The following is a 25,233-nucleotide window of genomic DNA, read 5'->3' as shown; positions in this document are numbered from 1 at the left end:
TCACGCTCCCGTGGCGACTAGGAGGGCGGCCACCACCAGGACGACGGTGCCGGCGAGCAGCGCGCTCACATAGGTCTGCACATTGCCCGTCTGGGCGCGTCGTACGGCGGCCCCGAGCAGCCGGGGCAGTGCGCCGGCGCCGCGTACGTAGGTCTCGACGACCTCGCGGTCGAGGAACCGGACGAGGGCCGCTCCGGCCTGGACCGGACGGACGAAGAGCAGGTCGTACACCGCGTCCAGGTGGAAGCCGACGGCCGCGTGGCGGTGCAGCGGGCCGAGCAGTAGACGGCCGGGGTCGGCCGGGTCCGGTGCGTAGGCCACATCGCCGTAGGCGGGGGCGTGGCTGGCGATGGCTTCGGCCTCCACCAGACCGGCGTCCGCCTCGGGGTGGGCCGCCACGGCGCCGAGCGGGACGCGCCCTGCGAGCACGGTGGTGTGCCGCCAGGCGCTGTACGTCATGAGTCCGCCCACCACAGCGAGTCCCGTGCCGAGGACGGAGGTGGTGAGCGTCGGCGTCAGGGAGCGGCCGTCGAACCAGTCGGGCAGCAGCCTGTACACGAGCCCGAACGCCAGAGAGGGCACCGCGAGCACCCACAGCACGGCGTTCATGACGAGGGGCTGCCTGCCGTGGTCAGGAGCCTCGGCGCCGTGGCCGCGGAAGGCGAGCAGCCACAGACGGGTCGCGTACGCGGCGGTCAGCAGGGCGGTGACGAGGCCGGTGACGAGGACGATCCAGCCGGCCGCGATGGGCGCGTGCTCGGTGTGGCCGGTGGCGACGTGCTCGGCCGCGCCGAGGACGGACTCCTTGGAGAAGAAGCCGGCGAACGGCGGGATCGCGGCGAGCGCGAGAAGCGCCACGGTCATCGTCCAGTAGGCGTCGGGGACGCGCAGGCGCAGGTCCTTCATACGGGACATGGCCGCGAGCGAGTTGGTGCCGGCGGCGTGGATGATGACGCCCGCGGCGAGGAACAGCAGCGCCTTGAAGGCGCCGTGGGCGAGGAGGTGGAAGACGGCGGCACCGCGGTCGCCGACGGCTAGGGCGCCGGTCATGTAGCCCAGCTGGCCGATCGTGGAGTACGCGAGGACGCGTTTGATGTCGTCCTGGGCGAGGGCGGCGAGCGCCGAGCCAGCCATGGTGACCGCGGCCATGGCGGCGAGGACGAGCATCGCGGCCGAGGAGGCCTCGAAGACCGGGAGGAGACGGGCGATGAAGTAGACACCGGCGGCGACCATGGTCGCGGCGTGGATCAGCGCGGAGACGGGGGTCGGGCCCGCCATCGCGTCGGGGAGCCAGGTGTGCAGCGGGAACTGCGCCGACTTGCCGGCCACGCCGGCCAGCAGCAGCAGCGCGACCAGGGTCGGGTGATGCAGTCCGCCGCCCGCGACGGTGCCGAGTACGCGTGTGATGCGGAAGGAGCCGGCGTCGGTGCCCAGCGCGAACAGACCGATCAGGAAGGGGATGTCGCCGAGCTTGGTGACCAGGAAGGCCTTGATGGAGGCGGCCCGGGCCTCCGGGGTCTCCCAGTAGTGGCCGACCAGGAAGTAGGAGCAGATGCCCATGATTTCCCAGCCCACCAGCAGCACGATCAGATCGCCCGAGTAGACGACCAGGAGCATCGCTGAGGTGAACAGGGAGACGAGAGCGGCGTAGGAGGGGTAGCGCGGGTCGTCCCGCAGGTAGCCCGTCGAGTAGATCTGCACACACGAGGCGACGACGCCGACCAGGACGGCGACGAGGGCGGCGAATCCGTCGATGTTCAGGGCCAGCTCGATCGGGACCGAGCCGGTGGGCGTGAGCTCGGTGGCGGACTCGATGGTCGCGCCGCCGCCCTGGCGCACGGCGACCAGCACGGCCAGCGCCAGGGACGCGAGGCTGGGCAGGACGGCGATCGGGCGGACGAAGCCCGGGGCCGTGCGGCCGAGCAGCAGGCCTGCCGCGGCGCCGAGGAACGGAAGAAGGGGGACGAGGACGGCGAGGGTGGTCGTGGTCACGCGGTGGCCTCAGCCTTCTCAGCCGCGGGGGGTTCGCCTTCGGGGCCCTCGGCGGTGTCGCGGAGTCTGTCGATGTCCGAGGTGCCGCGGTTGCGGTAGACGGCGAGAACGATCGCCAGGCCGATACCGATCTCGGCGGCGGCGATGGCGATGGTGAACAGGGTCAGGGCTTGGCCGGAGTGCAGCGTTTCGCGGGCGGTCCTGCTCAGCCAGACGTCGAAGGCGACCAGGTTGAGGTTGACGGCGTTGAGCATCAGCTCGACCGACATCAGGACCAGGATCGCGTTGCGCCGGGCGAGGACGCCGTACAGGCCCGTCGAGAAGAGGAGGGCGGAGAGAACGGCGGGATAGACGAGGTGCATCAGCGGACGCCCTCCTTCTCGCTCCGGCTGCCGGGGACGGTCGCGGTGCTCGTGGTGGCCGCTGCCTTGTCCGCCTTCGACTTGCGGGACAGGACGATCGCGCCCACCAGGGCGGCGAGGAGGAGGACGGAGAGGGCCTCGAAGGGGAGGACCCAGTTCTGGAACAGGCTGGCGCCCGTGACCTTGGTGGAGCCGGAGGCGGCGCCGCCGAGGTCGATCCAGGTCGTACGGAAGGCGTCGACGACCACCCACACCAGGGCGGCCGCGGCGGCGACGGCCACGGTGAGGGCGGCCCAGCGGTTGCCGGAGTCGGCGTCCGGGGAGCGGCCGATGGGGGCCTTGGTGAGCATCAGACCGAACAGAAGGAGGACGACGACGGAGCCGACGTAGATGAGCACCTGCATCCACGCGATGAACTCGGCGGTGAGCAGGAGGTATTCGACGGCGAGTCCGCCGAGGGTCACCACCAGCCACAGGGCGGCGTGCACCAGTTGCCTGGTGGTGACCGTGACGAGCGCGGCGCCGAAGGTGACCAGGCCGACGAGCAGGAAAGCGATCTCGACGCCGGTCGGGGAGAGGAATCCGTGCGTCTGGGTGGCGGCCGTGGTCACCGCCGCGATGGCAAGGCTCACGACTCTCCTCCCTGCGGACCGGCAGGCTCAGGCGGCTCAGTCGGCTCGGCCTGTGCGGCGGCGAGCTTCTCGGCGGTCTTGCGGGCGGCGGCGATCTCCTTGGGTTCCTCGGCGCCGGGATCGAGGGCGGGCGGGGCGGGCACGGTCCACATCCACTCGCGGAGCTTGTCGCGCTCGTGTGTGAGGTCGCGGATGTCGGTCTCGGCGTATTCGAACTCCGGGGACCAGAACAGGGCGTCGAAGGGGCAGACCTCGATGCAGATACCGCAGTACATGCAGAGGGAGAAGTCGATGGCGAAGCGGTCGAGCACGTTGCGGCTGCGCTCACGGCCGCCGGGGGCCGTGGCCGGGATCGTTTCCTTGTGGGAGTCGATGTAGATACACCAGTCCGGGCACTCCCGGGCGCAGAGCATGCAGACCGTGCAGTTCTCCTCGAACAGCCCGATGACACCGCGGCTGCGGGGCGGGAGGGCGGGCCGGGCGTCCGGGTACTGCTGGGTGACCGTCTTCTTCGTCATCGTGCGCAGGGTGACGGCCAGGCCCTTGGCGAGACCGGAGCCGGGAATCGACAGCCGGGACCGCCCGGACGGCGTCGTCGAGGAACCCTGGCCGGGCGACGGACGGGACATCAGGAGATCACCACCTTGACGATGCCGGTGAGGGCGATCTGGGCGAGGGAGAGGGGGACGAGGAGCGTCCAGGAGAACTTCTGGAGCTGGTCCTCGCGCAGACGGGGATAGGTGACGCGCAGCCAGATGACGACGAAGGCGAGGATCGCGGTCTTCAGGAGCGTCCACAGCCAGCCGAGGCCGCCGGCGCCCCAGGGACCGTGCCATCCGCCCAGGAAGAGGACGGTGGTCAGACCGCACAGGACGATGATTCCGGCGTACTCGGCGAGGAGGAACAGGGCGAATCGCAGGCCGGTGTACTCGGTGTAGGCGCCGAAGATGATCTCGGAGTCGGCGACGGGCATGTCGAAGGGCGGGCGTTGCAGTTCGGCGAGGCCGGCCACGAAGAAGACGAGCGCGCCGACGACCTGCCAGGGCACCCACCACCACTCGAAGGCGTCGACGATGCCAGGGAGCGAGACGGTGCCCGCCGCCATCGCCACCGAGGCGGCGGCGAGCAGCATCGGGAGTTCGTAGGCGAGGAGCTGGGCTGCGGTGCGGAGGCCGCCGAGAAGGGAGTACTTGTTGGCGGAGGCCCAGCCGGCCATGAGTGAGCCGAGGACGCCGACGCCCATGACGGCCAGCACGAAGAAGATGCCCGCGTCGACGACCTGTCCGACGGCGCCCTCGCCGGGGCCTATGGGAATGACGAGGAGGATCAGGAGGTACGGGAGCAGGGCGACGGCGGGGGCCAGCTGGAAGATGCGTCGGTCCGCACCCGCCGGGACGACGTCCTCCTTCTGCGCGAACTTCACACCGTCGGCGACGAGCTGGGCCCAGCCGTGGAAGCCGCCCGCGTACATCGGGCCGAGGCGTCCCTGCATATGGGCCATGACCTTGTGTTCCGTCTGACCGATGATCAGCGGGAAGGTGAGGAAGACGACGAACACGACGAGGAGTCGCAAGGCGACGTCCAGAGCGCCGTTCACTGCGTGCCTCCTGAGGGGTCGTCGGGGGTGGCGGGTTCGTCGCGGGTCGGGGGCTCAGGACGTCGAGCGTCCTCGGGGCGTTCCTCGCTCCCGGCCGCCTCGGCGGCCTCGGCTGCTTCCGATTCGGCTTGCGGTTCGCCCTCCGTTTCGGCCGGCGGTCCGGCCTCCGCCTTGGCCGGAGGTTCGGGGGCGGGCTCGGGCTTGGCCGGAGGTTCGGCGGCGGACTCGGGCTCATCGAAAGCCGGGCGGGCGTGGTGCCAAGGGGCGTCGGAGCTGCGCGACGCCGCGGGGCGCCCCGCGGCCGTGTCCTCCGATTCCGGGGCAACGGCACGTTGCGAGGCGGAACCCTCGGACGCACTGCGCGCACGCCGTGCACCGGCAGCCGGAGCCGCAGAAGCCTCCCCGCCCCCCGCACCGTCCGCACGCTGCGAAGCCGAACCCTCCGACGCACTCCGCGCACGCCGGACACCCGCCGACGGAGCCGCAGACCCGGTGGCCGGCTCCGCGCCGCGTTGCGAGGCCGAGCCCTGCGACGCACTCCGCGCGCGGCGGGGCGCGCCGGGCGTCTCCGCGGGCTCGCTCGTGGCCGGAGTGGCGGCCGGAGCCTGGCTCGCCGAGCCCTCCGCTGCCGTGCGGGCGCGGCGGACCGGGCGTTCGCCGGCCGCGCGCCCCGCGGCCCGGGCCGGGCGGGCGGGAGCCGGGGGAAGCTGGCCCTTGAGCGGGCCCCACTCGTTCGGATCGGGGACGCCCGGGGGCAGCATCTGGCGCCGCTTCGGGCCGCCGTGCTCCGGCTCGCCCGGTTCCTTGGCTCCCGGCCAGGCCTTCGCGACCCGGGCGGCCAGGACGAAGTCCTTGCGCAGGGGGTGGCCCTCGAAGGTCTCCGGCAGAAGCAGGTGATCCAGGGCCGGGTGGCCCTCGAAGAGGACGCCGAACATCTCGTGCGTCTCACGCTCGTGCCAGGCCGCGCCCGCGTACACGTCCACGGCGGAGGGCAGGACCGGTGCCTCGTGCGGGATGGTCGTCCGCAGCAACAGCCGACGTACCGGGGACAGGGCGACGACGTGTGCCGAGACGCGGAAGCCCGTGCCCGGTTCGTCGACCGCGCTCAGCCAGTCGAAGTAGGTACAGCCCAGCTCGTCACGGGCGGTGCGCAGCGCGGGGATCCAGGCCGACGGGGGTACGTCCACGGTCAGGACCTCGTACGACTGCTCCGCCGTGGCCTCGGTGCCGAACAGTTCCTCGGCGGGCGCGGGCAGCCAGCCGGCCGCGGTCATCACGCGCCCCCTTCACTGGTGGCATCGGTGGCACCGCTGAGCGGCGGGCGTACGAGCCCGCTCTGCAGCGCGGCCACGGACGCCCTGGGAGCCGCGGCGCCGTACCGCTCCCCCAGCGACTCGCGCGCGATCTTCTCCTGGAGTTTGAGGATGCCCTGGAGAAGCGCCTCGGGGCGCGGCGGGCAGCCGGGGACGTACACGTCGACCGGGATGATCTGGTCGACGCCCTTCGTGACGGAGTACGAGTCCCAGTAGGGGCCGCCGCAGTTCGAGCACGCGCCGAAGGAGATCACGTACTTCGGCTCGGGCATCTGCTCGTACAGGCGTTTGACCGCCGGGGCCATCTTGTCCGTGACCGTTCCGGACACCACCATCAGGTCGGCCTGGCGAGGACCGGGGGCGAACGGGATCACACCGAGCCGGATGAAGTCGTGGCGGGCCATCGACGCGGCGATGAACTCGATCGCGCAGCAGGCGAGGCCGAAGTTGAAGACCCACAGGGAGTACCGGCGGCCCCAGTTCAGGACCACCTTCATGGGCTCGGGGGCGAGACGGGACAGCACGCCGAGCCTCGCGTTGCCTTCGGCGGGGAGGACTCCGGGCTCCGGCAGCAGCACCGGCTCGGGAGCCGACGGGGTAGAGGGGTTCACGTCCATGCCAGGACCCCCTTCTTGTATGCGTACAGCAGGCCCACGGTCAGGAAGCCGAGGAAGATGAACATCTCCACGAGCGTCGTCGCGCCGTAGCCGGGGGCGGCGAAGACCGTTGCCCAGGGGAACAGGAAGATCGAGTCGACGGCGAAGATCACGTACAGAAACGCGTAGACGTAGTAGCGGACCTGTGTGTGGGCCCAGCCCTCGCCGACGGGGTCGACGCCGCACTCGTAGGTCAGCAGCTTCTCGGGCGTGGGCACGACCGGGCGCAGCAGACGGCCCGCGCCGAAGGCGACGGCCACGAAGAGCACGCCCACGACGGCGAGCAGCCCGACGACGGAATAGGACTGGAAGTAGCCCGCCGCGACGACGTTTCCGGCGCTTCCGGTTCCCGCCGTGGAAACGTTACCCGCGATTCCGGTGCTCACGGTCTGCGCCATGACGGCGACGGCGGTCGGATCCGACACGTCAGCCCCTCACTCCCTGACCTCGTGACCCTGGTGAACCTTGTGTTCGACGTTCTGTACGCACGGGAGTCTAGGCCCTGCTAAAGAGAGGGTAAGCAGCCCGTCGTGCTCGGGATACGCCGGTACTCCTCGTGCGGCTCCGCTCACGTACCCCTGGTGCGGCCTGCGCTCACTCTGCGGCGGTCCCGCCGGGGTGGGGTTTGCCCCACCCCACGGCGGCGGTCCGCCTCATGGCGTCATGGCGCTCCGGGTTGGCAGGCTGGTGTTCATGACCGAAAAAGGCCGGAAGATGCGCCGGAAATGCCGGGAGATATGACCGAACCCCTCACGAGCCGCGGCGCCGGGGACGACGAGCGCCCACCACCGCGCTTCGCCCTGGACGGATACACCTGGCGGGAGATCGCGCATCTGCTCGCGAACCTGCCGATGGCGCTCGTCGGCTTCATCTACGTGGTGATGGTGCTGTCCACAGGGGCGGGGCTGACGGCGACCGTGATCGGCCTGCCACTGCTGGCGGCCGGGCTCATGGGCGCGCGGCAGCTGGGCAAGGCGGAGCGGGCGCGGGCCAGGGCGCTGCTCGGGGTGCGCGTGGAAGAGCCGAGTCCGCTGCCGTTGCGCCGGGGCGGCGGGGTGATGCAGCGGCTGTGGATGGCCCTGAAGGACCCGGTGGGCTGGCGGACGATGCTGTACGACTTCATCCGGCTGCCCTGGGGGATCGCGACCTTCACTGTGACGCTCGTGTCGCTGTTCCTCCTCTGGCCGGTCCTGCCGTTCATCGCGCGGGGGCTGACGAACGTGGACCGGGCGATGGTGCGGGGGCTTCTGTCGCCCTCGGACGAACTGGAGCGGCGCATCGCGGAACTGGAGTCCGACCGCGGGGTGGTCGTGGACACCGCGGCGGCGGATCTGCGCCGTATCGAACGCGACCTGCACGACGGGGCGCAGGCCCGGCTGGTGAACCTGGCGATGGGACTCGGTCTGGCCAAGGAGAAGTTGCTCGAGGACCCGGACGCGGCGGCGGCGATGGTCGCGGAGGCGCACGGAGAGGTGAAGCTCGCTCTGCAGGAACTGCGGGACCTCGCCCGCGGCATCCATCCCGCAGTGCTCACCGACCGGGGTCTGGACGCGGCGCTCTCGGCGGTCGCCACGCGGTGCACCGTCCTCGTGAAGGTGACCGTCGACCTGGAGACGAGGCCGGCCGCGGCGATCGAGGGCATCGCCTACTTCACAGTCTCCGAACTGCTGCAGAACATCAGCAAGCACAGTGGGGCGAGGACCGCCTCCGTCGAGGTCTGGCGGGCTGATCAGCGGCTGATGATGCAGGTGAGGGACGACGGCCGCGGCGGCGCCCGCCTCGACGGCGGCAGTGGAATGGCGGGGCTCGCGGAGCGGCTGGGCGCGGTCGACGGCCTGTTCGTCGTCGACTCGCCGCTGGGCGGTCCTACGGTCGTCACGGCGGAGCTTCCGTGGCGGGACCGGGGCGACGAGACACGTCAGCGGTAGCGGGCACGCGGAGGGGTTTCGGGAGCGGTGGTACGCGGGGGCGTACTACCGCTCCCGCATGACGACCGCTCCCGCATGACGACCGCTTCCGTTCTAGGGAGCGATCGGGGGCATGAGCGCGCGTCCGGCCTTCTTCCTTCCATCTCTACTTGCTCCTTCTACGAGGTCTTCCGACCACCCGTACCCGCGTGAAGTGCGGGGTGGGGAAAACCCCCGCTTGAAGACGCCGACCTGCTCCATGGCCTGGCCGGCGCGGAAACAGCAGGGTGGATGTACGAAACAACGCGGGCCGAAAGAGCGGCCGCGTCGGGGTGCACGACGAGGAGAACGGACGAGCCGATGGCCACGCAGTACGGGCAGGGGTACGCAGACTGGGACGGCCCTGGGTCCCAGGGTGCCGGGGTGCGGCGGCACCGGCTTCCGGTCGCGCTGCGGGCGCCGATCGAGCGGCGCGCGTGGGGTGAGCTGTGCTACCTGCTGCTGAGCCTGCCCCTCGGGATCGCGATGTTCACGTACAGCGTCACGATGTTCTCGCTCGGGGCGGGACTGCTGGTGACCTTCCTCGGGATCCCGGTACTCGCGGCGGCGCTCGCGGGGTGCCGGGGTTTCGGGATACTCGAGCGGGCGCGGGCACGGGGCCTGCTGGGGCTGGAGGTGGCCGAACCGGAGCCGCTGTCGCCCAAGGGGCGCGGGGCGATGGCCTGGATGGGGGCGATGCTCAAGAGCGGGACGTCGTGGCGGCACATGCTGTACACGGTGCTGCAGTTCCCGTGGGCGGTGTTCTCGTTCACCGTGGGGGTGACCCTGTGGGTGAACGGCTGGGGCATGCTGACCTATCCGCTGTGGTTCTGGGTGTTCCCGGCGTACGTCGGCCAGGGCGGGATTCAGCTGTACGGCGACGAGGCGCACCACGTCTACCTCGACAACCCGTTCGAGATCACGGTGACCGCACTGGTCGGGCTGCTGTTCACACTGGCCACGCCGTGGATCGTGCGGGGTCTGACGACCGTGGACCGGCTGCTGGTGCACGGTCTGCTCGGGCCGTCGCGACTGGCGACGCGCGTGGTGGAGCTGGAGTCGGACCGCGGGGTGGTGGTCGACACGGCGGCGGCTGATCTGCGGCGCATCGAGCGGGATCTGCACGACGGGGCGCAGGCGCGGCTGGTGGCGCTGGCCATGGATCTGGGGCTGGCGAAGGAGAAGCTGACGGAGGATCCGCATGCGGCGGCGCGGATGGTGGACGAGGCGCACGGAGAGGTGAAGACGGCGCTCCAGGAACTGCGGGACCTCGCCCGTGGGATCCACCCGGCGGTGCTGACGGACCGGGGTCTGGACGCGGCACTGTCGGCCGTGGCCTCGCGGTGCACGGTTCCGGTGCGGGTTGAGGTCGACCTGCCGTCGCGGCCGGCGCCGGCGATCGAGGGGATCGCGTACTTCACGGTGTCGGAGCTGCTGCAGAACATCAGCAAGCACGCCCAGGCGTCACGGGCCACGGTGGACGTCTGGCGGGTGGAGGACCGGCTGCTGCTGCAGGTGACGGACGACGGGCTGGGGGGTGCGGACGCCTCCGCCGGTTCGGGGCTGGCCGGGCTGGCCGGTCGCCTCGACGCGGTGGACGGGATTCTCGTGGTGGACTCCCCGCCCGGGGGGCCGACCCGGATCACCGCCGAACTGCCCTGGCGGTCGGCCTGACCGTCCAGGCACCGCCGCGGCACACCGCCCCCTGTTCGTTCGTCCGAACGGGGGGCTTCGGCCGTGGGAGGACAGGACGTGCGAGGGCGCCGCGCCGCCCTCGCGCACGCCCTCCTTCCGCCTGCTTGCCGACCACGCCCCCGGCCGGCGGAAAGAACACGCCCGTCCAGTCTGTCCACAGGCCCGGTGAGAAAGCGCGGACGGCGAGATACTGAGGGTGCCGAGGGGCGGCGGGACCAGGGGCCGCCCGGACACCACCGGACGCACAGGACGCGCGGCCGAAGACTGAAGGCGCGGGGGCCGAAGATCGTGGAGGACAGGGTGCGGGTGGTCATCGCCGAGGATTCAGTGCTGCTCAGAGAGGGCCTGACCCGGCTGCTGACCGACCGCGGGCATGAGGTCGTCGCCGGTGTCGGGGACGGGGACGCACTGATCAAGACCATCACCGAGTTGGCGGACCGCGGCGAGCTGCCCGATGTCGTCGTCGCCGACGTGCGGATGCCGCCCACCCATACGGACGAGGGGGTCCGGGCGGCGGTCCAGCTGCGCAAGGTGCATCCCGGGCTGGGCGTGCTGGTTCTGTCCCAGTACGTCGAGGAGCGGTATGCGACCGAGCTGCTGGCCGGTTCCAGCCGTGGAGTCGGTTATCTGCTCAAGGACCGGGTCGCCGAGGTGCGCGAGTTCGTGGACGCCGTGGTGCGGGTGGCCAAGGGGGGCACCGCACTGGATCCGGAGGTCGTCGCACAGCTGCTCGGACGCAGCCGGAAGCAGGACGTGCTCGCCGCGCTCACCCCGCGCGAGCGTGAAGTCCTGGGGCTGATGGCCGAGGGGCGGACGAACTCCGCGATAGCCCGGCAGCTCGTCGTGAGCGACGGAGCGGTCGAGAAGCACGTGAGCAACATCTTCCTGAAGCTCGGCCTGTCGCAGAGTGACGGGGATCACCGGCGTGTTCTGGCCGTCCTCACCTACCTCAATTCCTGATCGACTGACACTGTTTCAGACAGCGGGGCTCCGGCGGAACGCTCGGGTCCGGCGTCCCGCCGGTCCGCGCCGGCCGCCCCGCGAGTCGGCGCGCCGAGTACGCCAGAAGCACCGGAAACCAAAGGATGAGCACGGAACGTCTTCAAAAGCACGGTCGGGGGGTGGGTAAATCATGACAATTCAGGGCGCCGGATCGTCTCGCCATGATGTCCATCATGCGAACGGCCGGGGGAAGGCGACCCTTACGGACGTAGGGTTGATCGTGGGAAGGCCGGCGGGACGGCCCGTCCCGGTCAGCCGCCTCGAGGGAGGTCCAGTTCAGTGACCAGCCAGGTCAGCAGTCCAGCGGAGCAGGCAGACGAAGCCGTCGTAGGAGAACAGCGCAAACCGGCGGGCGGGAAGGACGTACGCAAGCTCGACCGAGTGATCATCCGGTTCGCGGGAGACTCCGGTGACGGCATGCAGCTCACCGGTGACCGTTTCACCTCGGAGACGGCGTCCTTCGGCAACGACTTGTCGACGCTGCCGAACTTCCCCGCCGAGATCCGCGCCCCCGCAGGCACGCTGCCGGGCGTCTCCTCCTTCCAGCTGCACTTCGCGGACCACGACATCCTGACCCCCGGGGACGCGCCGAACGTGCTGGTGGCGATGAACCCGGCCGCCTTGAAAGCGAACGTCGGCGACCTGCCCCGCGGCGCGGAGATCATCGTCAACACGGACGAGTTCACCAAGCGGGCCATGCAGAAGGTCGGCTACGAGGCCAGTCCTCTGGAGGACGGCTCGCTGGACGGCTACAGCGTCCACCCGGTGCCGCTGACCACGCTCACCGTCGAGGCGCTCAAGGAGTTCGACCTCTCCCGCAAGGAGGCCGAGCGCAGCAAGAACATGTTCGCGCTGGGCCTGCTGTCGTGGATGTACCACCGGCCGACCGAGGGCACCGAGAAGTTCCTGAAGTCGAAGTTCGCGAAGAAGCCGGACATCGCGGCCGCCAATATCGCCGCCTTCCGCGCCGGCTGGAACTTCGGCGAGACGACCGAGGACTTCGCGGTCTCCTACGAGGTCGCACCGGCCGTCAAGGCGTTCCCGGTGGGCACCTACCGGAACATCTCCGGGAACCTCGCCCTGTCCTACGGGCTGGTCGCCGCGTCCCGCCAGGCGGACCTGCCGCTGTTCCTGGGCTCCTACCCGATCACTCCGGCCTCGGACATCCTGCACGAACTGTCCAAGCACAAGAACTTCGGTGTGCGCACCTTCCAGGCCGAGGACGAGATCGCCGGTATCGGAGCCGCGCTGGGCGCGGCGTTCGGCGGCTCGCTCGCGGTGACGACGACCTCCGGCCCCGGCGTGGCCCTCAAGAGCGAGACCATCGGCCTCGCCGTCTCGCTGGAGTTGCCGCTGCTGGTCGTCGACATCCAGCGCGGCGGGCCGTCCACCGGTCTGCCGACCAAGACGGAGCAGGCGGACCTGCTGCAGGCGATGTTCGGGCGCAACGGCGAGGCACCGGTCCCGGTCATCGCCCCGAAGACGCCCGCGGACTGCTTCGACGCGGCCCTCGAGGCGGCGCGGATCGCGCTCACCTACCGCACGCCCGTCTTCCTGCTCTCCGACGGCTATCTGGCCAACGGCTCGGAGCCCTGGCGGATCCCGGACCTGGACGAGCTGCCTGACCTGCGGGTGCGGTTCGCCGAGGAACCCAACCACACCCTGGACGACGGCACCGAGGTGTTCTGGCCCTACAAGCGGGATCCGCACACTCTGGCGCGGCCGTGGGCGCTTCCGGGCACGCCGGGTCTGGAGCACCGGATCGGCGGCATCGAGAAGCAGAACGGCACGGGCAACATCTCCTACGACCCGGCCAACCACGACTTCATGGTGCGTACCCGCCAGGCGAAGATCGACGGCATCGAGGTCCCCGACGTCGAGGTGGACGATCCGCAGGAGGCGAAGACGCTGGTGCTGGGGTGGGGGTCGACCTACGGCCCGATCACCGCGGCGGTGCGGCGGCTGCGCACGGCCGGGGAGTCGATCGCGCAGGCCCATCTGCGCCATCTCAACCCCTTCCCGCGGAATCTGGGAGCGGTCCTCAGACGTTATGACAAGGTGGTGATCCCCGAGATGAACCTCGGTCAGCTCGCCACGCTCATCCGGGCGAAGTACCTGGTCGACGCCCACTCGTACAACCAGGTGAACGGTATGCCGTTCAAGGCCGAACAGCTCGCCGCGGCTCTCAAGGAGGCCATCGATGGCTGAGACGTCCACGGAAGGCAGGGACACGATCGAGGCGCTTTCCCTCGTTCCCAAGGCCGTGGCCCGGCAGTCCATGAAGGACTTCAAGTCGGACCAGGAAGTGCGCTGGTGCCCCGGCTGCGGTGACTACGCGATCCTCGCCGCCGTCCAGGGCTTCATGCCGGAACTGGGTCTGGCCAGGGAGAACATCGTCTTCGTCTCGGGCATCGGCTGCTCGTCCCGTTTCCCGTACTACATGAACACGTACGGCATGCACTCCATCCACGGACGTGCCCCGGCGATCGCGACCGGCCTCGCCTCCTCCCGGCGCGATCTGTCGGTGTGGGTGGTCACCGGTGACGGCGACGCGCTGTCCATCGGAGGCAACCACCTCATCCACGCGCTGCGCCGCAACGTCAACCTGAAGATCCTGCTGTTCAACAACCGGATCTACGGGCTCACCAAGGGCCAGTACTCCCCGACCTCCGAAGTCGGCAAGATCACCAAGTCGACGCCGATGGGGTCGCTCGACGCGCCCTTCAACCCGGTGTCGCTCGCCATCGGGGCCGAGGCGTCCTTCGTGGCCCGTACCGTCGACTCCGACCGCAAGCACTTGACCGGAGTGCTGCGCCAGGCCGCGGCCCACCCCGGCACCGCCCTGGTGGAGATCTACCAGAACTGCAACATCTTCAACGACGGGGCGTTCGACGCCCTCAAGGACAAGCAGAGCGCCGAGGAAGCCGTGATCCGCCTGGAGCACGGACAGCCGATCCGCTTCGGCCCCGAAGGCAACCGCGGCGTCGTGCGCGACCTCCGCACCGGTGACCTGAAGGTCGTGCCCGTGACACCGGAGAACGAGGCGGAGATCCTCGTCCACGACGCCCACGCGGCCTCCCCCACCACGGCGTTCGCGCTGTCCCGGCTTGCCGATCCGGACACGCTCCACAACACGCCGATCGGCGTGTTCCGCTCGGTCGACCGGCCCGTCTACGACACCCAGATGGCCGACCAGCTCGACGCCGCCATCGAGCACAACGGCAAGGGCGATCTCGCGGCCCTGCTCGCCGGCGGGGACACCTGGACCGTCGTCGGCTAGGACACGACGCTGCTCACGAGGCCCGGGTCTTCGATGCCCGGGCCTCGTCGTATGCCTGGCGCGCCTCGTCGACGTCGTTCATGCGCTGCTCGGTCCACAGCGACAGCGCGCGCACCTGCTCGGCGGCCTCGCGTCCCAGCTCGGTCAGGGAGTAGTCGACCCTCGGCGGGATCACCGGCTTGGCGTCGCGGTGGACCATGCCGTCGCGCTCCAGCGTCTGCAGGGTCTGGGTGAGCATCTTCTCGCTGACCCGGGCGATCTTCCCGACCGCGCGGCGCAGTTCGCTGAAGCGGTGGGGCCGGTCGAGGAGCTCGATCAGGACGAGGACGCCCCAGCGACTCGTGACGTGCTCGAGTACCAGACGGTAGGGGCACATCGCCGCGTCGGTGTCGCCTCCGCTGGGGACCGCGCTACTTACTGTCATGCCAGTACCTTACTTCAAAGTGGGTACTTTCCACAGGTTAGTGCCCCTCCTAGAGTGAGTGCCAGACGCACCCCACAAGGAGATCCAAGTCATGAGCATCGTCGTCACCGGAGCCACCGGACACCTCGGCCGCCACGTGGTGGAGCAGCTACTGGAGAAGGTTCCGGCCGAGGAGATCACCGCGGTGGTCCGCACCCCGGAGAAGGCCGCCGACCTCGCGGAACGCGGCGTACGGATCGCGGTCGCCGACTACAACGACCCCGCGACCTTCGACGGCCTCTTCGCCACGGGCGACAAAGTGCTGCTCATCTCCGGCAACGAGTTCGACAAGGGCCGGGCCGGCCAGCACAAGGTCGTCCTCGACGCCGCCCGGACGGCCGGAGTCGCCCTCTTCGCCTACACCAGCGCCCCCGGCAGCCTGACGGCCGCCCTCGCCGACGACCACCGGACCACCGAGGAGGCCATCCTGGCCTCGGGCGTGCCGTATGTGCTGCTGCGCAACGGCTGGTACCACGAGAACTACACCGAGCACCTCGCCCCCGTCCTGGAGCACGGCGCCGTGGTCCAGGCCGCCGGGGAGGGCCGGGTCGCCTCGGCCTCGCGCGCCGACTACGCGGCCGCCGCCGTCGCGGTGCTGACCGGCGAGGACCACGAGGACAAGACGTACGAACTGAGCGGCGACACCGCCTGGGGCTTCACCGAGTACACCGCCGAGCTGAGCGAGCGGTCCGGCAAGGAGATCGCCTACAACAGCGTCTCCGTCGAGGTGCTGAAGGGGATTCTGACCGGCGCGGGACTGCCCGAGCCCCTCGCGGCGATCCTGGCCGGTGTGGACGCCTCCATCGAGAAGGGCGAGCTGGCCGTCACCACGGGAGACCTCTCCCGTCTCACCGGCCGCCCGACCACGCCGATCAGCGAGTCGATCACGGCCGGGCTGAAGGGCTGATCACCTCCGGCGGGCCCCTGGACGTCCCGGCCGACCTCCGCCTGTCATGACCGTATGGCGATACGGGTATGACAGGCCGGGGGCGCTCGCGCTACCTTCATGGATGCTGCACGGGAGCAGTCGCGCGAGAAGGAGGGGCCCGTGGCTGAGAAGTCGAAGAGTGAGCGGCGGACAGGTCTGCTGAACGGCTTCGCGGCCTATGGGATGTGGGGGCTCGTCCCCCTTTTCTGGCCTCTGCTGAAGCCGGCCGGAGCGATCGAGATCCTGGCCCACCGGATGGTCTGGTCCCTGGTCCTGGTCGGCGTCGCACTGCTGGTGATGCGGCGCTGGGCCTGGATCGGGGAGCTGCTTCGGCAGCCTCGCAAGCTGGTTCTGGTGACCATCGCCGCGGCGGTCATCACCGTCAACTGGGGCGTCTACATCTGGTCCGTCAACAGCGGTCACGTGGTCGAGGCCTCGCTCGGCTACTTCATCAACCCGCTGGTCACCATAGCGATGGGTGTCCTGATCCTTAAGGAGCGGCTGCGGCCCGTCCAGTGGGCGGCGGTCGGGGTCGGCTTCGCCGCGGTGCTCGTCCTGACGATCGGCTACGGCCAGCCGCCGTGGATCTCGCTGTGCCTCGCCTTCTCCTTCGCCACCTACGGACTGGTGAAGAAGAAGGTCAGCCTCGGCGGCATCGAGTCGCTGGCCGCGGAGACCGCCGTGCAGTTCGTGCCCGCGCTGGCGTATCTGCTGTGGCTGACGGCGCACGGCGACTCGACGTTCACCACCCGTGGGCCGGGGCACGCGGCGCTGCTCGCCGCGACCGGTGTCGTCACCGCGCTCCCCCTGGTCTGCTTCGGCGCCGCCGCGATCCGGGTCCCGCTGTCGACACTGGGTCTGCTCCAGTACCTGGCACCGGTCTTCCAGTTCCTGCTGGGCATCCTCTACTTCCACGAGGCGATGCCGCCGGAGCGCTGGGCGGGCTTCGCCCTGGTGTGGATCGCACTGGTGCTGCTGACCGGGGACGCGCTGCGCACGGCCCACCGGGCGGCGCGCACGCTCAGGGCCGGGACAGCGGCGCCAAGCGGGATCGTCGCCACCGGGACGGTGAGCGCGCAGCCACCCGTGGACGGTGTGGTGGCGGGAGCCGATCAGCCGGTGGACGCCACGTCTTGAGTCGCGGCCGCCCATCGGGCGACCGGAACAACATACGAGGGGCCACGGCCGTGCGCGGCTCTGGCCCCTTTCCGGTCAGTGTCCCCGGGAGTGCTCACCGCCGACGGCGTTACGGGCGCGTTCGGCGAGCCGGACCATCCGGCTGCGGGCGCGTTCGAGTTGGTCGAGGTCGTCGGCTGCGGGACCTTCATCGGCCACGAGTTCGGTCCACACGGCGATGAGGTCGCGGCCGAGGCGCAGCCCCTGGATCGGGTCGCGGACCGCACGCCAGGCGGCGGCCGCGCTCTGCACGTTCCCGTAGGCGCCGCGCGGGTCGCCGAGGCGGTGGCGGAGCCGGGCCAGGTCGAGGGAGAGGTGGAAGGAGCGCAGCGCGTCCGCGGCCAGGTAGGCGATGTACGCGGTGAGTTCGCGAAGGCGCAGCACATCGGGGTGCTCGGCGCCGAGGGCGGCCGAGGCCTCGGCGACCGTCCGCTCGGCCAGGTCGGCGGCCTCCTCGATACGGCCCTGCTTCACGGCCGCGTTGATCCGGGCCATGGGTTCCGCGACCGGCCCGCCCGCACCGCCGGGCGGCACGACCCCGGACTCGGGCGCGAGCACGGCTTCGGCCACGGAGTCGAACTCCCGGACAGGCGGTTCCTTGACCTCCTCCACCTCGGCGACCCGAGCGGTGCGGGAGGCCGGGGTGGGTTTCCACGCGAAGGTGGAGTACGAGTCGGGGTCGGGCCCGAAGTCGGGCCTGAGCGTCTCCGGCTCGTCCGGCCCGGTCTCCGGCGCCCTCCAGGTGGGTGCCGGTGCCGGCGGCACGGGCGGGAGGGGCATCACCGGCGGCGGACCGAAGGTCCCGGTCGGGGCGGAGACCGTCCCCGGGGCAACGGCGCCGCCCCCCGGCAGCACCTGTGCGGGCCCCGAGGTGGCGCTGATCAACGGAGCCTCGGGCAGGGCCCGCAGCATGAAGGTGGCGACGGCGGCACCGAGGTGGGAGGGGCGATCACCGACGGGGGGTTCCTCGGCAGAGGGCTCCTCGACGGGCCGAGCGGGGGCGGCGCCCTGCGAGGCAGCGGCCTGGTGCTGCACCGGCGCGGAACGATGCGGCACCGGAGGCCGCACCGCCGACGGCACCTCCTGACGTGGCGTGGCCTGCTGATACGCGGCGGCTTCACGGCCGTCGGCGGAGTGCGCTGTCGGCACGGGACGCCCGGCGGCCACGAACGCCCCGGCGGCAGAAGGTTCCTCCGCGGACTGACCAGGGGCGGAACCCCGGGAGACAGCGGCCTGGTGCTGCACCGGAGCCGGCCGATGCGGCACCGAAGGCCGCACCGCCGACGGCACCTCCTGACCTGGCGTGGCCTGCTGATACGCGGCGGCTTCACGGCCGTCGGCGGAGTGCGCTGTCGGCACGGGACGCCCGGCGGCCACGAACGCCCCGGCGGCAGAAGGTTCCTCCGCGGACTGACCAGGGGCGAAACCCCGGGAGACAGCGGCCTGGTGCTGCACCGACGCGGGACGATGCGGCACCGGCGTGGCCTGCTGATACGCCGCAGCTTCACCGTGGGCAGCGAAGTGCGGTGCCGGCACAGGACCCGCTGCGACCGCGAACGACCCGGCGACAGCATGCGCCCGGGCCGTCGGCTGCCCGGGCGTGACGGACTGCGGTTCCGGCGCGGGCTGTCCCGCCGTCGGCTCCGGTACCGCATGCAGAGGGAACGTCGCCGCTCCGGCCGCCGACTGCTGCTCCTCGACAGCGTCCAGCAGGTGCGTCGGCTTGTCCCGACGTAGCCGGACAGGTTCAGGTGCCGTCGTGGGGGGTGCCGCGTGCACCCTCGGCTGGTCAGGCGCCCGTTCGGGCCCTGGGGACGGTGTCTCGGCCGCGTCCACCGCTACCGGCTCCCCCGCGAACTCGCTCGCCCCGTCCGCCGACACCCTGATCGGCACCACGAACCCGATCCGCTCGTCCCGGACCGCCGCGAGGACCGGATGGCCCACGGCCAGCGCGAGCCGGTGGAGGTGGTCCAGGACCGCCTCCTGCGGCGACTGCCCCGGCGCGGCGACCACCGGCACTCCGTCTACGGTCGTGCCCGCACCCGCTGCACCGCCGTCCCTCACATGGACCTCGATCGGCGTCACCCCGGCCTCCGCGCCCCTGGCGGAAGCGGCGCCCTCGGCGGTACGCCCGCGCTCGGGCTCGCGGCTGAGTCGAGACATCGTTCCCTCACTCGGATCGGTCGGTGGAGGAGAGGGCGTCGGTGGGAGAAGGAAGTGCCGCCGTGTCCGCCGCCGGCACTTCCGGGAAACGCCAGAGCTTGCCCGCCCGCGAACGCACCGGCTTCGGCAGGGCGCCGGCCCGCGGCCCCGTCCTCGTCCAGCCGTCACGGCCGTGGGTCGTGCCCTCGACGAGGAGCGCACGGTAGGCCAGCGTACGCGGGTGTGCGGCGGAATCCCCCTCGGCGCCGCCCGCTCGCGCCGCGCGCGTCACGGAGACGGGGCGCGCGGCACCCGCCGAACGCGCAGCATCCGCCGCGAGCACCGTAGTTGTCATCGCTCCCCTCCCCCTCCAGCGAGGCCGAATGCGCACATGTGGTTGTAGTCCGTCCGGACGCGGTCACCGTCCATCGCCGCGCCGTACCGTCGTCACAACCCCGTGATCATCACGGCAGCCCGCAGGCGCCGGCCGAACTCCAGCGATGCCTTTTGCAGTTCAGTGTCCAGTCCCCACCCCCTGTCCCCCGTCACCACCGCGTCACAGACTCGTCCCGGAAATCGGGCCCCGCTGCAGAGAAGTTCGCCACCCGTGAAGATCGGGGGCCGACCACCGCCCGGGGAGACGCTGATCGACGTCTACCGGCTGCCGTGGGTGCCCGCCTGGCGCACCGGCGGCCTGAGCGGCCCACCGCCGCGCGAGTGCGCGCAACCGGCGCGGCTGACCGGGGCGTTCACCGGCACGAACAGAGGCCCTCGGTGAGCACGGCGAGCGCCGTACGACGACACCGGACACCCACCTGGGCCGTATGGCGACCGCCTGGTGGACCAGAGGCCACCGCACGATGTATATTCATGTGCATATACTGCGCATGCATATTGCCGCCCGCATCTGCCGCCGAGCTCGGGAGCCCCGCATGACCCGCCACTTCCTGTTCGTCCTCGGCAGCAGCCGCCCCGGTGGAAACACCGAACAGCTGGCACGCAGGGCTGCCGCCCAGCTGCCCGCCGACGTCGGCCGGCAGTGGATCAGCCTCGCCGAGCACCCGCTGCCCGACTTCGAGGATGTACGGCACGACAGCGACCCCCTGCGCCCGGCCGGCCGGAACGTCGCACGGATGCTCGACGCCACCCTGGCGGCGACCGACATCGTGATCGCGTCACCGCTGTACTGGTACTCGGTGTCCGGCCAGACCAAGCGCTACCTGGACCACTGGTCGGCCTGGCTGCGCATCCCCGGCCTCGAGTTCAGGAAGCAGATGGCGGGCCGCACGCTGTGGGGCGTCACCGCGCTCGCCGACGAGGAGCGGGAAGTCGCCGATCCACTCGTCGGCACGCTCAACAACACCGCCGCGTACATGAAGATGCACTTCGGCGGGGTCCTGCTCGGCAACGGCAGCAGGCCCGGTGACGTACTGCGGGACACGCAGGCCCTGGAACGGGCCGGGACGTTCTTCGCCCAGGCGGCGCCGCTCGCCCGCTTCCCGTACGAGACCGCGGCCGTATGAGCCCTACGCGGTGATGTCCTTCGTCGTGAAGCGCGCCCATGCCGCCGAGCCGAACACGGCCGCGTACAGAGCCTGGACGCCGAGGTTGCGGATGAGGTCGTCCCAGTAGACCGGATCCCGCATGAGGTCCGCGAAGGACAGCCAGTAGTGCGAGAAGAAGTACGGCTGCAGCGCGTGCAACTGCGGTATCTGGTCGAGGATCTGGACCGTGATCAGCAGTCCGACGGTAGTCGCCATCGCCGCGATGCCGCTGTTGGTCAAGGTCGAGATGAACAGGCCCAGGGCCGCGACCCCGATCAGGGAGGCGGCGACGACCAGGGCGATCAGCAGGGCGCGGCCCAGCCCCTCGGCAAAGCTGATACGGGTCCCCGAGATGGTCGTCAGATCGCCGAGCGGGAAGAGCAGGGCGCCCACCGCGAACGCGAAGACAGCGACGACGAGCGTGGCGACCAGACAGAAGGCGATCGTGGTCGCGTACTTGACCAGCAGCAGCCGGGTACGGCCGGCGGGCGCGACCAGGAGGTAGCGCAGTGTTCCGGAGCCCGCCTCACCCGCGATCGCGTCGCCCGCGATCACGCCGATCGCCATCGGCAGAAAGAAGGGGAGCGTGGCGGCGAGCGCGGTGAACACCAGGAACAGGCCGTTGTTGGTGATCTGCGAGATGAACGCCGGGCCGCCCCCACCGCCGCGTCCGCCGGCGCCTGAACCGTCGCCGGTCTCGAGCTTGACGGCGATCCCGACCAGGATCGGCACACCGGCCAGCACGGCGAGCAGGGCGAGCGTGCGCCAGCGCCGGAAGGTGGTCACCAGCTCGCTGCGCAGCAGACCGAACGTCCACAGCCGGCTGGTTCTCCGGGCGAGCGGAAGCGGGTCGACCCCGGTCGTCTCAGCCTGCGACATCGAAGCCCTCCCCGGTCAGTGCCACGAACGCGTCCTCCAGGGAGGCGCGTTCCACGCCGAAGCCGCGGACGCGTATCCCGGCGGTGACCAAGGCGGCGTTGAGGTCGGCCAGTTCGCGGTCCGGCGGTTCGCCCGTGATCCGGTCCTCCCCCACCACCATGCCGGTCACGCCCTGTTCCTTCAGGACGCGGGCCGCGTCGGCCACGTCCGGGGTGGTCACGACGAGGCGCCCGCGCGACCCGGCGGCCAGTTCCGCCACCGGACCCTGCGTGATCAGCCGGCCCTGTGCCATGACGGCGGCGTGCGTGCAGACCTGCTCGATCTCGTCGAGCAGATGGGAGGAGAGGAAGACGGTCGTGCCGTCCGAGGCCAGCTCCCGTATCAGCAGACGGATCTCGCGCATGCCCTGCGGGTCGAGGCCGTTGGTCGGCTCGTCCAGGACCAGGAGCCTGCGGGGCTGCAGCAGCGCGGCCGCGAGCCCGAGGCGCTGTTTCATGCCCAGGGAGTACGCCTTCGCCTTCTTGCCCGCCGCGGCGGTGAGCCCGACCCGGTCCAGCGCGGCCGCGACGCGTGTGCGCCGCGTGCGCGGGTCGGCGGTGGGGTCGGCGGCGTCGTACCGCAGGAGGTTGTCACGGCCGGAGAGGAAGCCGTAGAGAGCCGGGCCCTCGATGAGGGCGCCGATGTGCGGGAGCACGGCGCGCGAGGCGCGGGGCATGGGCCGCCCCAGTACGCGCGCCGTGCCCGAGGTGGGCTCGATCAGGCCCATCAGCATGCGGATGGTGGTGGTCTTGCCTGAGCCGTTCGGCCCGAGGAAGCCGAAGACGCTGCCCGCCGGGACGGTCAGGTCGAGTCCGTCCACGGCGAGCTGCCCGCCGCGGAAGCGCTTGCTCAGGGCGCGGGTGGCGATGACCGGGGCGTCCGGGTCGCTCACCGTGCCCGGCCCCGCATCCGCGGCGGACAGTTCCTCCATGGGCTCTCCAGCTCGTGCCGTGCGTAGGTGCTACTTGCCCGCGTCGGCGGCCTTCACCAGCGCGTCCTTGGTGACCGCGCCCGCGTAGACCTTGCCGTCGTCCGTGATCAGGGCGTTGACCAGGCGGGTCGAGTAGACCGTGCCCGAGCCGAATTTGCCCTTGACGTGGTCGCCGAGCGAGTTCATGAAGCCGGAGACCGCGCCGGAGTCGGACGACGGGCCCGAGGGCACCCCGCCCTTGCTTCCGGTGTCCAGCACGACGATCGCGTTCCAGCCCTCGCCGATGGTCTTCGGCTCCGCGCCACGCCCGAGCCGCTCGTCGGTGCCCTGCGGCTCCGCCTTGTGCTCGTTCCTCTGCTCCGCCTTCAGGTCGTCACCCTGAGTGACCTTCGTACCCTTGGGCGGCGTGAAGTCGAATGTCGACGCGGCCGGCCTGGCGAACGAGATCTGGGTGAAGCCCGCGTCCACCACGGCCGCGCCGCCCGACGCCGGGGTCAGCGTGAACTTCAGCGGCAGCCCGGTCTTCGCGTCCACCGCGATGCTGATCGCGCCGACCGTGGTGCCCGACTGCTTCGGCTTGACGAGCAGCTTGTACGCGTCCCGGCCCGCGACCTGCGCGGTGCCGTCGACCGTCACCGAGGTCGTCTTGTCGGCGGCCTTCAGGGCCTCCTCTGTGAGGTCCTTCGGCGTGGCCGGCACGTCCTCGGGCGTCGCCTTGCCGCTCTCGTGGCCGCCCGCACCGGTCGAGTGGTACGCCTCGTTCGAGGCACTGTCGTAGGCCCAGACGTTGTCGCCGTTGCGGATGACGCTGTACTCGGCGGCCTTCTCGATCAGGGAGAGCTTCTGCTTGTCCTGGCCGTCGGCGGCGACCCGCACGGTGTGCGTGCCGGAAGCCAGTTCCAGCAGCTTGGCGGACGGGTCGGCGGCCGATCCGTCCTTGCCCGCCGCATCGCCGGAGAGCGCACCCGAGGTCAGGCCGCTCTCCAGACCGCCGAGGTTCGGCAGGCCCAGGTCCGTGCTGATCTTCACCGTGCCGGACATCTGCTGGACATCCGACTTGGCGATCTTCTCGATGAGTTGCTGCGCGCTGATCTTCGGCAGGTCGGGGTCGCCGGATCCCGCGAACGCCGGGACGAGCCCGATGGTCGCCGCGGCCAGTCCCACCACCGTCACCGGGACGACGTACCGCGCGGCCCTGCGCCGCCCGTCGCGTACGTCCTCGACCTCCTCGGCGGGTGTGCTGTCGTCGGATTCGTACGGTGCCATGTGTGCCTTACCTCCGTCGTCGGCGGCGGCGTGCCGTCCGTGCACTCTCCCCGGCTCTGGTCTCGCTCGCGCCGGAGGGTGCGCCCACCCCTGTGCCGCCCATTCTCACCCGAACTCCTGTGAGGTGGTGTCTTCCATCTGACCAAATCGGCCGGGAAGAAGCGTCAGCCCGCGGACTCAAGTCCGCGTAATCCTCGGGTATGACACGGCGGAGCGGCGCCGGCCGCGACCCGTAGGGGTCGTGGGCCGGCGCCGCCCTCAGGGACGCGTGAGCCGCCGGGTTCGCGGTCAGCGCTGCACGAAGACGTAGTCGGCCCGGTAGGGGACGCCCACGACGGTTCCAGGGGTGCAGGAGCCGGTGGGCGCAACGCCGCCCACCGTGTTCAGGCGCAGGATCTCCGCGGAGTCCGCGAGCACACCGTGGTGCCTGCCGGACCGGTTGGCCTTCAGGTCGAGCTCGGGGATGTTCCTGTCCCCGTTGGGGCTCTTGCTCAGAACCGTGCCGGTGACGGCGCTGCGGTCGGGGGCGACCCACTGGGGCGTACCGGAGTTGGGTTTCACGAAGGAATGCAGGATCCCGCCGCCGAGCAGGGCGGCGACATCGCGCTGTGCGAAGGCGTAGCCGCCGCCGGCGGCCGGCTTGCACTCGTAGATCTGCTTGCCCTTGACCACCGAGGCCTGGAAGTTGTCCAGGGCGTGGCGGAAGTCGAAGGCGGTGGTGACGTTGTGGAGCTGGCCTCGGACGGCTCCACCCGGGAATTCGGCGGTGTGCAGATTGGCGTAGAAGGCGCCCGGGTCGCTCTTGAGCCGCGACAGCAGGGCGGCGTCCGTGACCTTCACGGTTCCGACGACGGTGTGGCCCTTGACGCCCTTCTCCAGCAGCTTGCTGAAGTCGATCTTGACCCCTCCGTTGGCGCCCTTGGGGCCCTGGTGGATGTGGAGCAGGGTGGGCCGGCCCGTGCCGCGCCAGGTGACGGCGACGGAGACCTTGTCGCCCTTGACCCTGACGAACTCCAGGGCGGCGCCGTCCTTGTCACCCACCGCGGGGCCGCCGGCGACGGGCACCTCGTCGGCGCCGCGCAGGCCCGCGACCAGGATGGTGCCACCGGAACCGGTACCGGTGAGGGTGCCGCTCTGGGTGACGACGGCCTGGTCGGCGTGCCCGGCATGGTCGGTGCCGTGCTGCGCGTTGCCGTGCCCGGCGGCGAAGGCCGGGATGACCGCGGCGGCGACCGAGGCCGCGGCGGCCACGGCGATGCCGGTGATGATCAGGCTCTTGCGGCGCTCGGTGAACGGAGCGTCTGTACGCATGTTCGGAAATCTCCCCGTATCCGAGCTGACGCCCCCTGCGTCAGCTTCTGGGCATGGATACGGACCCGATCCGAGACTG

General features: G+C 70.9%; 24 protein-coding genes. 9 read left to right on the top strand and 15 right to left on the bottom strand.

Features of this window, described 5'->3' with window-relative positions:
* The 8 genes from ABZ904_RS17000 to ABZ904_RS16965 form a co-directional block, all read right to left on the bottom strand.
* The gene (locus ABZ904_RS17000; protein ID WP_361823905.1) at nt 1-1,992 is read right to left on the bottom strand and encodes an NADH-quinone oxidoreductase subunit L; all 1,992 of its coding nucleotides are present in this window, start codon (nt 1,990-1,992) and stop codon (nt 1-3) included.
* A complete protein-coding gene (gene nuoK / locus ABZ904_RS16995) occupies nt 1,989-2,354 on the bottom strand; it encodes an NADH-quinone oxidoreductase subunit NuoK (protein ID WP_359395294.1) in 366 nt (121 codons plus the stop codon). Before nuoK ends, ABZ904_RS17000 begins: the two co-directional genes overlap by 4 nt.
* On the bottom strand, nt 2,354-2,986 hold the full coding sequence (locus tag ABZ904_RS16990) for an NADH-quinone oxidoreductase subunit J (RefSeq protein ID WP_359395292.1): 633 nt from the start codon (nt 2,984-2,986) through the stop codon (nt 2,354-2,356). Before ABZ904_RS16990 ends, nuoK begins: the two co-directional genes overlap by 1 nt.
* Nucleotides 2,983-3,504: a 4Fe-4S binding protein gene (locus ABZ904_RS16985; protein WP_360990710.1), complete on the bottom strand. Its 522-nt coding sequence runs from the start codon at nt 3,502-3,504 to the stop codon at nt 2,983-2,985. Before ABZ904_RS16985 ends, ABZ904_RS16990 begins: the two co-directional genes overlap by 4 nt.
* Nucleotides 3,505-3,614: 110 nt before the next feature.
* Nucleotides 3,615-4,583: a complex I subunit 1 family protein gene (locus ABZ904_RS16980; protein WP_361823901.1), complete on the bottom strand. Its 969-nt coding sequence runs from the start codon at nt 4,581-4,583 to the stop codon at nt 3,615-3,617.
* The gene (locus tag ABZ904_RS16975) at nt 4,580-5,857 is read right to left on the bottom strand and encodes an NADH-quinone oxidoreductase subunit C (protein ID WP_361823899.1); all 1,278 of its coding nucleotides are present in this window, start codon (nt 5,855-5,857) and stop codon (nt 4,580-4,582) included. Before ABZ904_RS16975 ends, ABZ904_RS16980 begins: the two co-directional genes overlap by 4 nt.
* On the bottom strand, nt 5,857-6,513 hold the full coding sequence (locus tag ABZ904_RS16970) for an NADH-quinone oxidoreductase subunit B family protein (RefSeq protein WP_359395286.1): 657 nt from the start codon (nt 6,511-6,513) through the stop codon (nt 5,857-5,859). The genes ABZ904_RS16975 and ABZ904_RS16970 overlap by 1 nt, the downstream gene beginning before the upstream one ends.
* The gene (locus ABZ904_RS16965; protein WP_361823896.1) at nt 6,504-6,977 is read right to left on the bottom strand and encodes an NADH-quinone oxidoreductase subunit A; all 474 of its coding nucleotides are present in this window, start codon (nt 6,975-6,977) and stop codon (nt 6,504-6,506) included. The genes ABZ904_RS16970 and ABZ904_RS16965 overlap by 10 nt, the downstream gene beginning before the upstream one ends.
* A gap of 312 nt (nt 6,978-7,289) precedes the next feature.
* Here ABZ904_RS16965 and ABZ904_RS16960 point away from each other — a divergent pair, with 312 nt between their 5' ends.
* The 5 genes from ABZ904_RS16960 to ABZ904_RS16940 all read left to right on the top strand — a co-directional run bounded on the left by ABZ904_RS16960 (nt 7,290) and on the right by ABZ904_RS16940 (nt 14,475).
* On the top strand, nt 7,290-8,480 hold the full coding sequence (locus ABZ904_RS16960; protein ID WP_361823893.1) for a sensor domain-containing protein: 1,191 nt from the start codon (nt 7,290-7,292) through the stop codon (nt 8,478-8,480).
* Nucleotides 8,481-8,819: 339 nt separating this feature from the next.
* Nucleotides 8,820-10,172 (top strand): sensor domain-containing protein, encoded by a 1,353-nt coding sequence (locus tag ABZ904_RS16955; RefSeq protein ID WP_359395282.1) that lies wholly within the window; start codon nt 8,820-8,822, stop codon nt 10,170-10,172.
* 321 nt (nt 10,173-10,493) lie between these two features.
* Nucleotides 10,494-11,153: a response regulator transcription factor gene (locus ABZ904_RS16950; RefSeq protein ID WP_359395325.1), complete on the top strand. Its 660-nt coding sequence runs from the start codon at nt 10,494-10,496 to the stop codon at nt 11,151-11,153.
* Nucleotides 11,154-11,474: 321 nt separating this feature from the next.
* Nucleotides 11,475-13,403: a 2-oxoacid:acceptor oxidoreductase subunit alpha gene (locus ABZ904_RS16945; protein WP_360990356.1), complete on the top strand. Its 1,929-nt coding sequence runs from the start codon at nt 11,475-11,477 to the stop codon at nt 13,401-13,403.
* Nucleotides 13,396-14,475, top strand: a complete 1,080-nt coding sequence (locus tag ABZ904_RS16940; RefSeq protein WP_359395278.1) for a 2-oxoacid:ferredoxin oxidoreductase subunit beta — start codon at nt 13,396-13,398, stop codon at nt 14,473-14,475. The genes ABZ904_RS16945 and ABZ904_RS16940 overlap by 8 nt, the downstream gene beginning before the upstream one ends.
* Nucleotides 14,476-14,488: 13 nt before the next feature.
* Here the strand turns inward: ABZ904_RS16940 and ABZ904_RS16935 are convergent, their stop codons facing one another.
* On the bottom strand, nt 14,489-14,899 hold the full coding sequence (locus tag ABZ904_RS16935) for a helix-turn-helix domain-containing protein (RefSeq protein ID WP_361823888.1): 411 nt from the start codon (nt 14,897-14,899) through the stop codon (nt 14,489-14,491).
* A gap of 91 nt (nt 14,900-14,990) precedes the next feature.
* Between ABZ904_RS16935 and ABZ904_RS16930 the strand changes: the two genes are divergently transcribed.
* The gene (locus tag ABZ904_RS16930) at nt 14,991-15,845 is read left to right on the top strand and encodes an SDR family oxidoreductase (protein ID WP_360990352.1); all 855 of its coding nucleotides are present in this window, start codon (nt 14,991-14,993) and stop codon (nt 15,843-15,845) included.
* A gap of 141 nt (nt 15,846-15,986) precedes the next feature.
* Nucleotides 15,987-17,003, top strand: coding sequence for an EamA family transporter RarD (gene rarD, locus ABZ904_RS16925; protein WP_359395273.1), 1,017 nt, complete (start codon nt 15,987-15,989; stop codon nt 17,001-17,003).
* Between the two features lie 75 nt (nt 17,004-17,078).
* On the opposite strand, the gene ABZ904_RS16920 is transcribed toward rarD, so the two are convergent.
* Both ABZ904_RS16920 and ABZ904_RS16915 read right to left on the bottom strand, forming a co-directional pair.
* The gene (locus tag ABZ904_RS16920) at nt 17,079-19,205 is read right to left on the bottom strand and encodes a hypothetical protein (protein WP_360990348.1); all 2,127 of its coding nucleotides are present in this window, start codon (nt 19,203-19,205) and stop codon (nt 17,079-17,081) included.
* Between the two features lie 7 nt (nt 19,206-19,212).
* Entirely contained in the window at nt 19,213-19,539 is a 327-nt protein-coding gene (locus ABZ904_RS16915) for a hypothetical protein (protein WP_359395271.1), read from the bottom strand.
* Nucleotides 19,540-19,791: 252 nt separating this feature from the next.
* Here ABZ904_RS16915 and ABZ904_RS16910 point away from each other — a divergent pair, with 252 nt between their 5' ends.
* Entirely contained in the window at nt 19,792-19,962 is a 171-nt protein-coding gene (locus tag ABZ904_RS16910) for a hypothetical protein (protein ID WP_359395337.1), read from the top strand.
* A 154-nt stretch (nt 19,963-20,116) separates the two neighbouring features.
* Nucleotides 20,117-20,707, top strand: coding sequence for an NAD(P)H-dependent oxidoreductase (locus ABZ904_RS16905; protein ID WP_360990345.1), 591 nt, complete (start codon nt 20,117-20,119; stop codon nt 20,705-20,707).
* A 3-nt stretch (nt 20,708-20,710) separates the two neighbouring features.
* Here ABZ904_RS16905 and ABZ904_RS16900 read toward each other — a convergent pair whose 3' ends face one another.
* The 4 genes from ABZ904_RS16900 to ABZ904_RS16885 all read right to left on the bottom strand — a co-directional run bounded on the left by ABZ904_RS16900 (nt 20,711) and on the right by ABZ904_RS16885 (nt 25,154).
* Nucleotides 20,711-21,607 (bottom strand): ABC transporter permease, encoded by an 897-nt coding sequence (locus ABZ904_RS16900; protein WP_360990342.1) that lies wholly within the window; start codon nt 21,605-21,607, stop codon nt 20,711-20,713.
* A complete protein-coding gene (locus ABZ904_RS16895; RefSeq protein ID WP_360990339.1) occupies nt 21,594-22,577 on the bottom strand; it encodes an ABC transporter ATP-binding protein in 984 nt (327 codons plus the stop codon). The genes ABZ904_RS16900 and ABZ904_RS16895 overlap by 14 nt, the downstream gene beginning before the upstream one ends.
* Nucleotides 22,578-22,607: 30 nt before the next feature.
* A complete protein-coding gene (locus tag ABZ904_RS16890) occupies nt 22,608-23,843 on the bottom strand; it encodes a DUF2092 domain-containing protein (RefSeq protein WP_359395263.1) in 1,236 nt (411 codons plus the stop codon).
* 288 nt (nt 23,844-24,131) lie between these two features.
* Nucleotides 24,132-25,154, bottom strand: a complete 1,023-nt coding sequence (locus tag ABZ904_RS16885) for a CHRD domain-containing protein (protein ID WP_359395261.1) — start codon at nt 25,152-25,154, stop codon at nt 24,132-24,134.
* Nucleotides 25,155-25,233: the final 79 nt, after the last annotated feature.

Source organism: Streptomyces sp. NPDC046900, from assembly GCF_040644975.1.
In the GTDB taxonomy this organism is placed as follows: domain Bacteria; phylum Actinomycetota; class Actinomycetes; order Streptomycetales; family Streptomycetaceae; genus Streptomyces.
The sequence above is the reverse complement of the archived record's forward strand: the minus strand, read 5'-3'. Positions and strand labels throughout refer to the sequence as shown.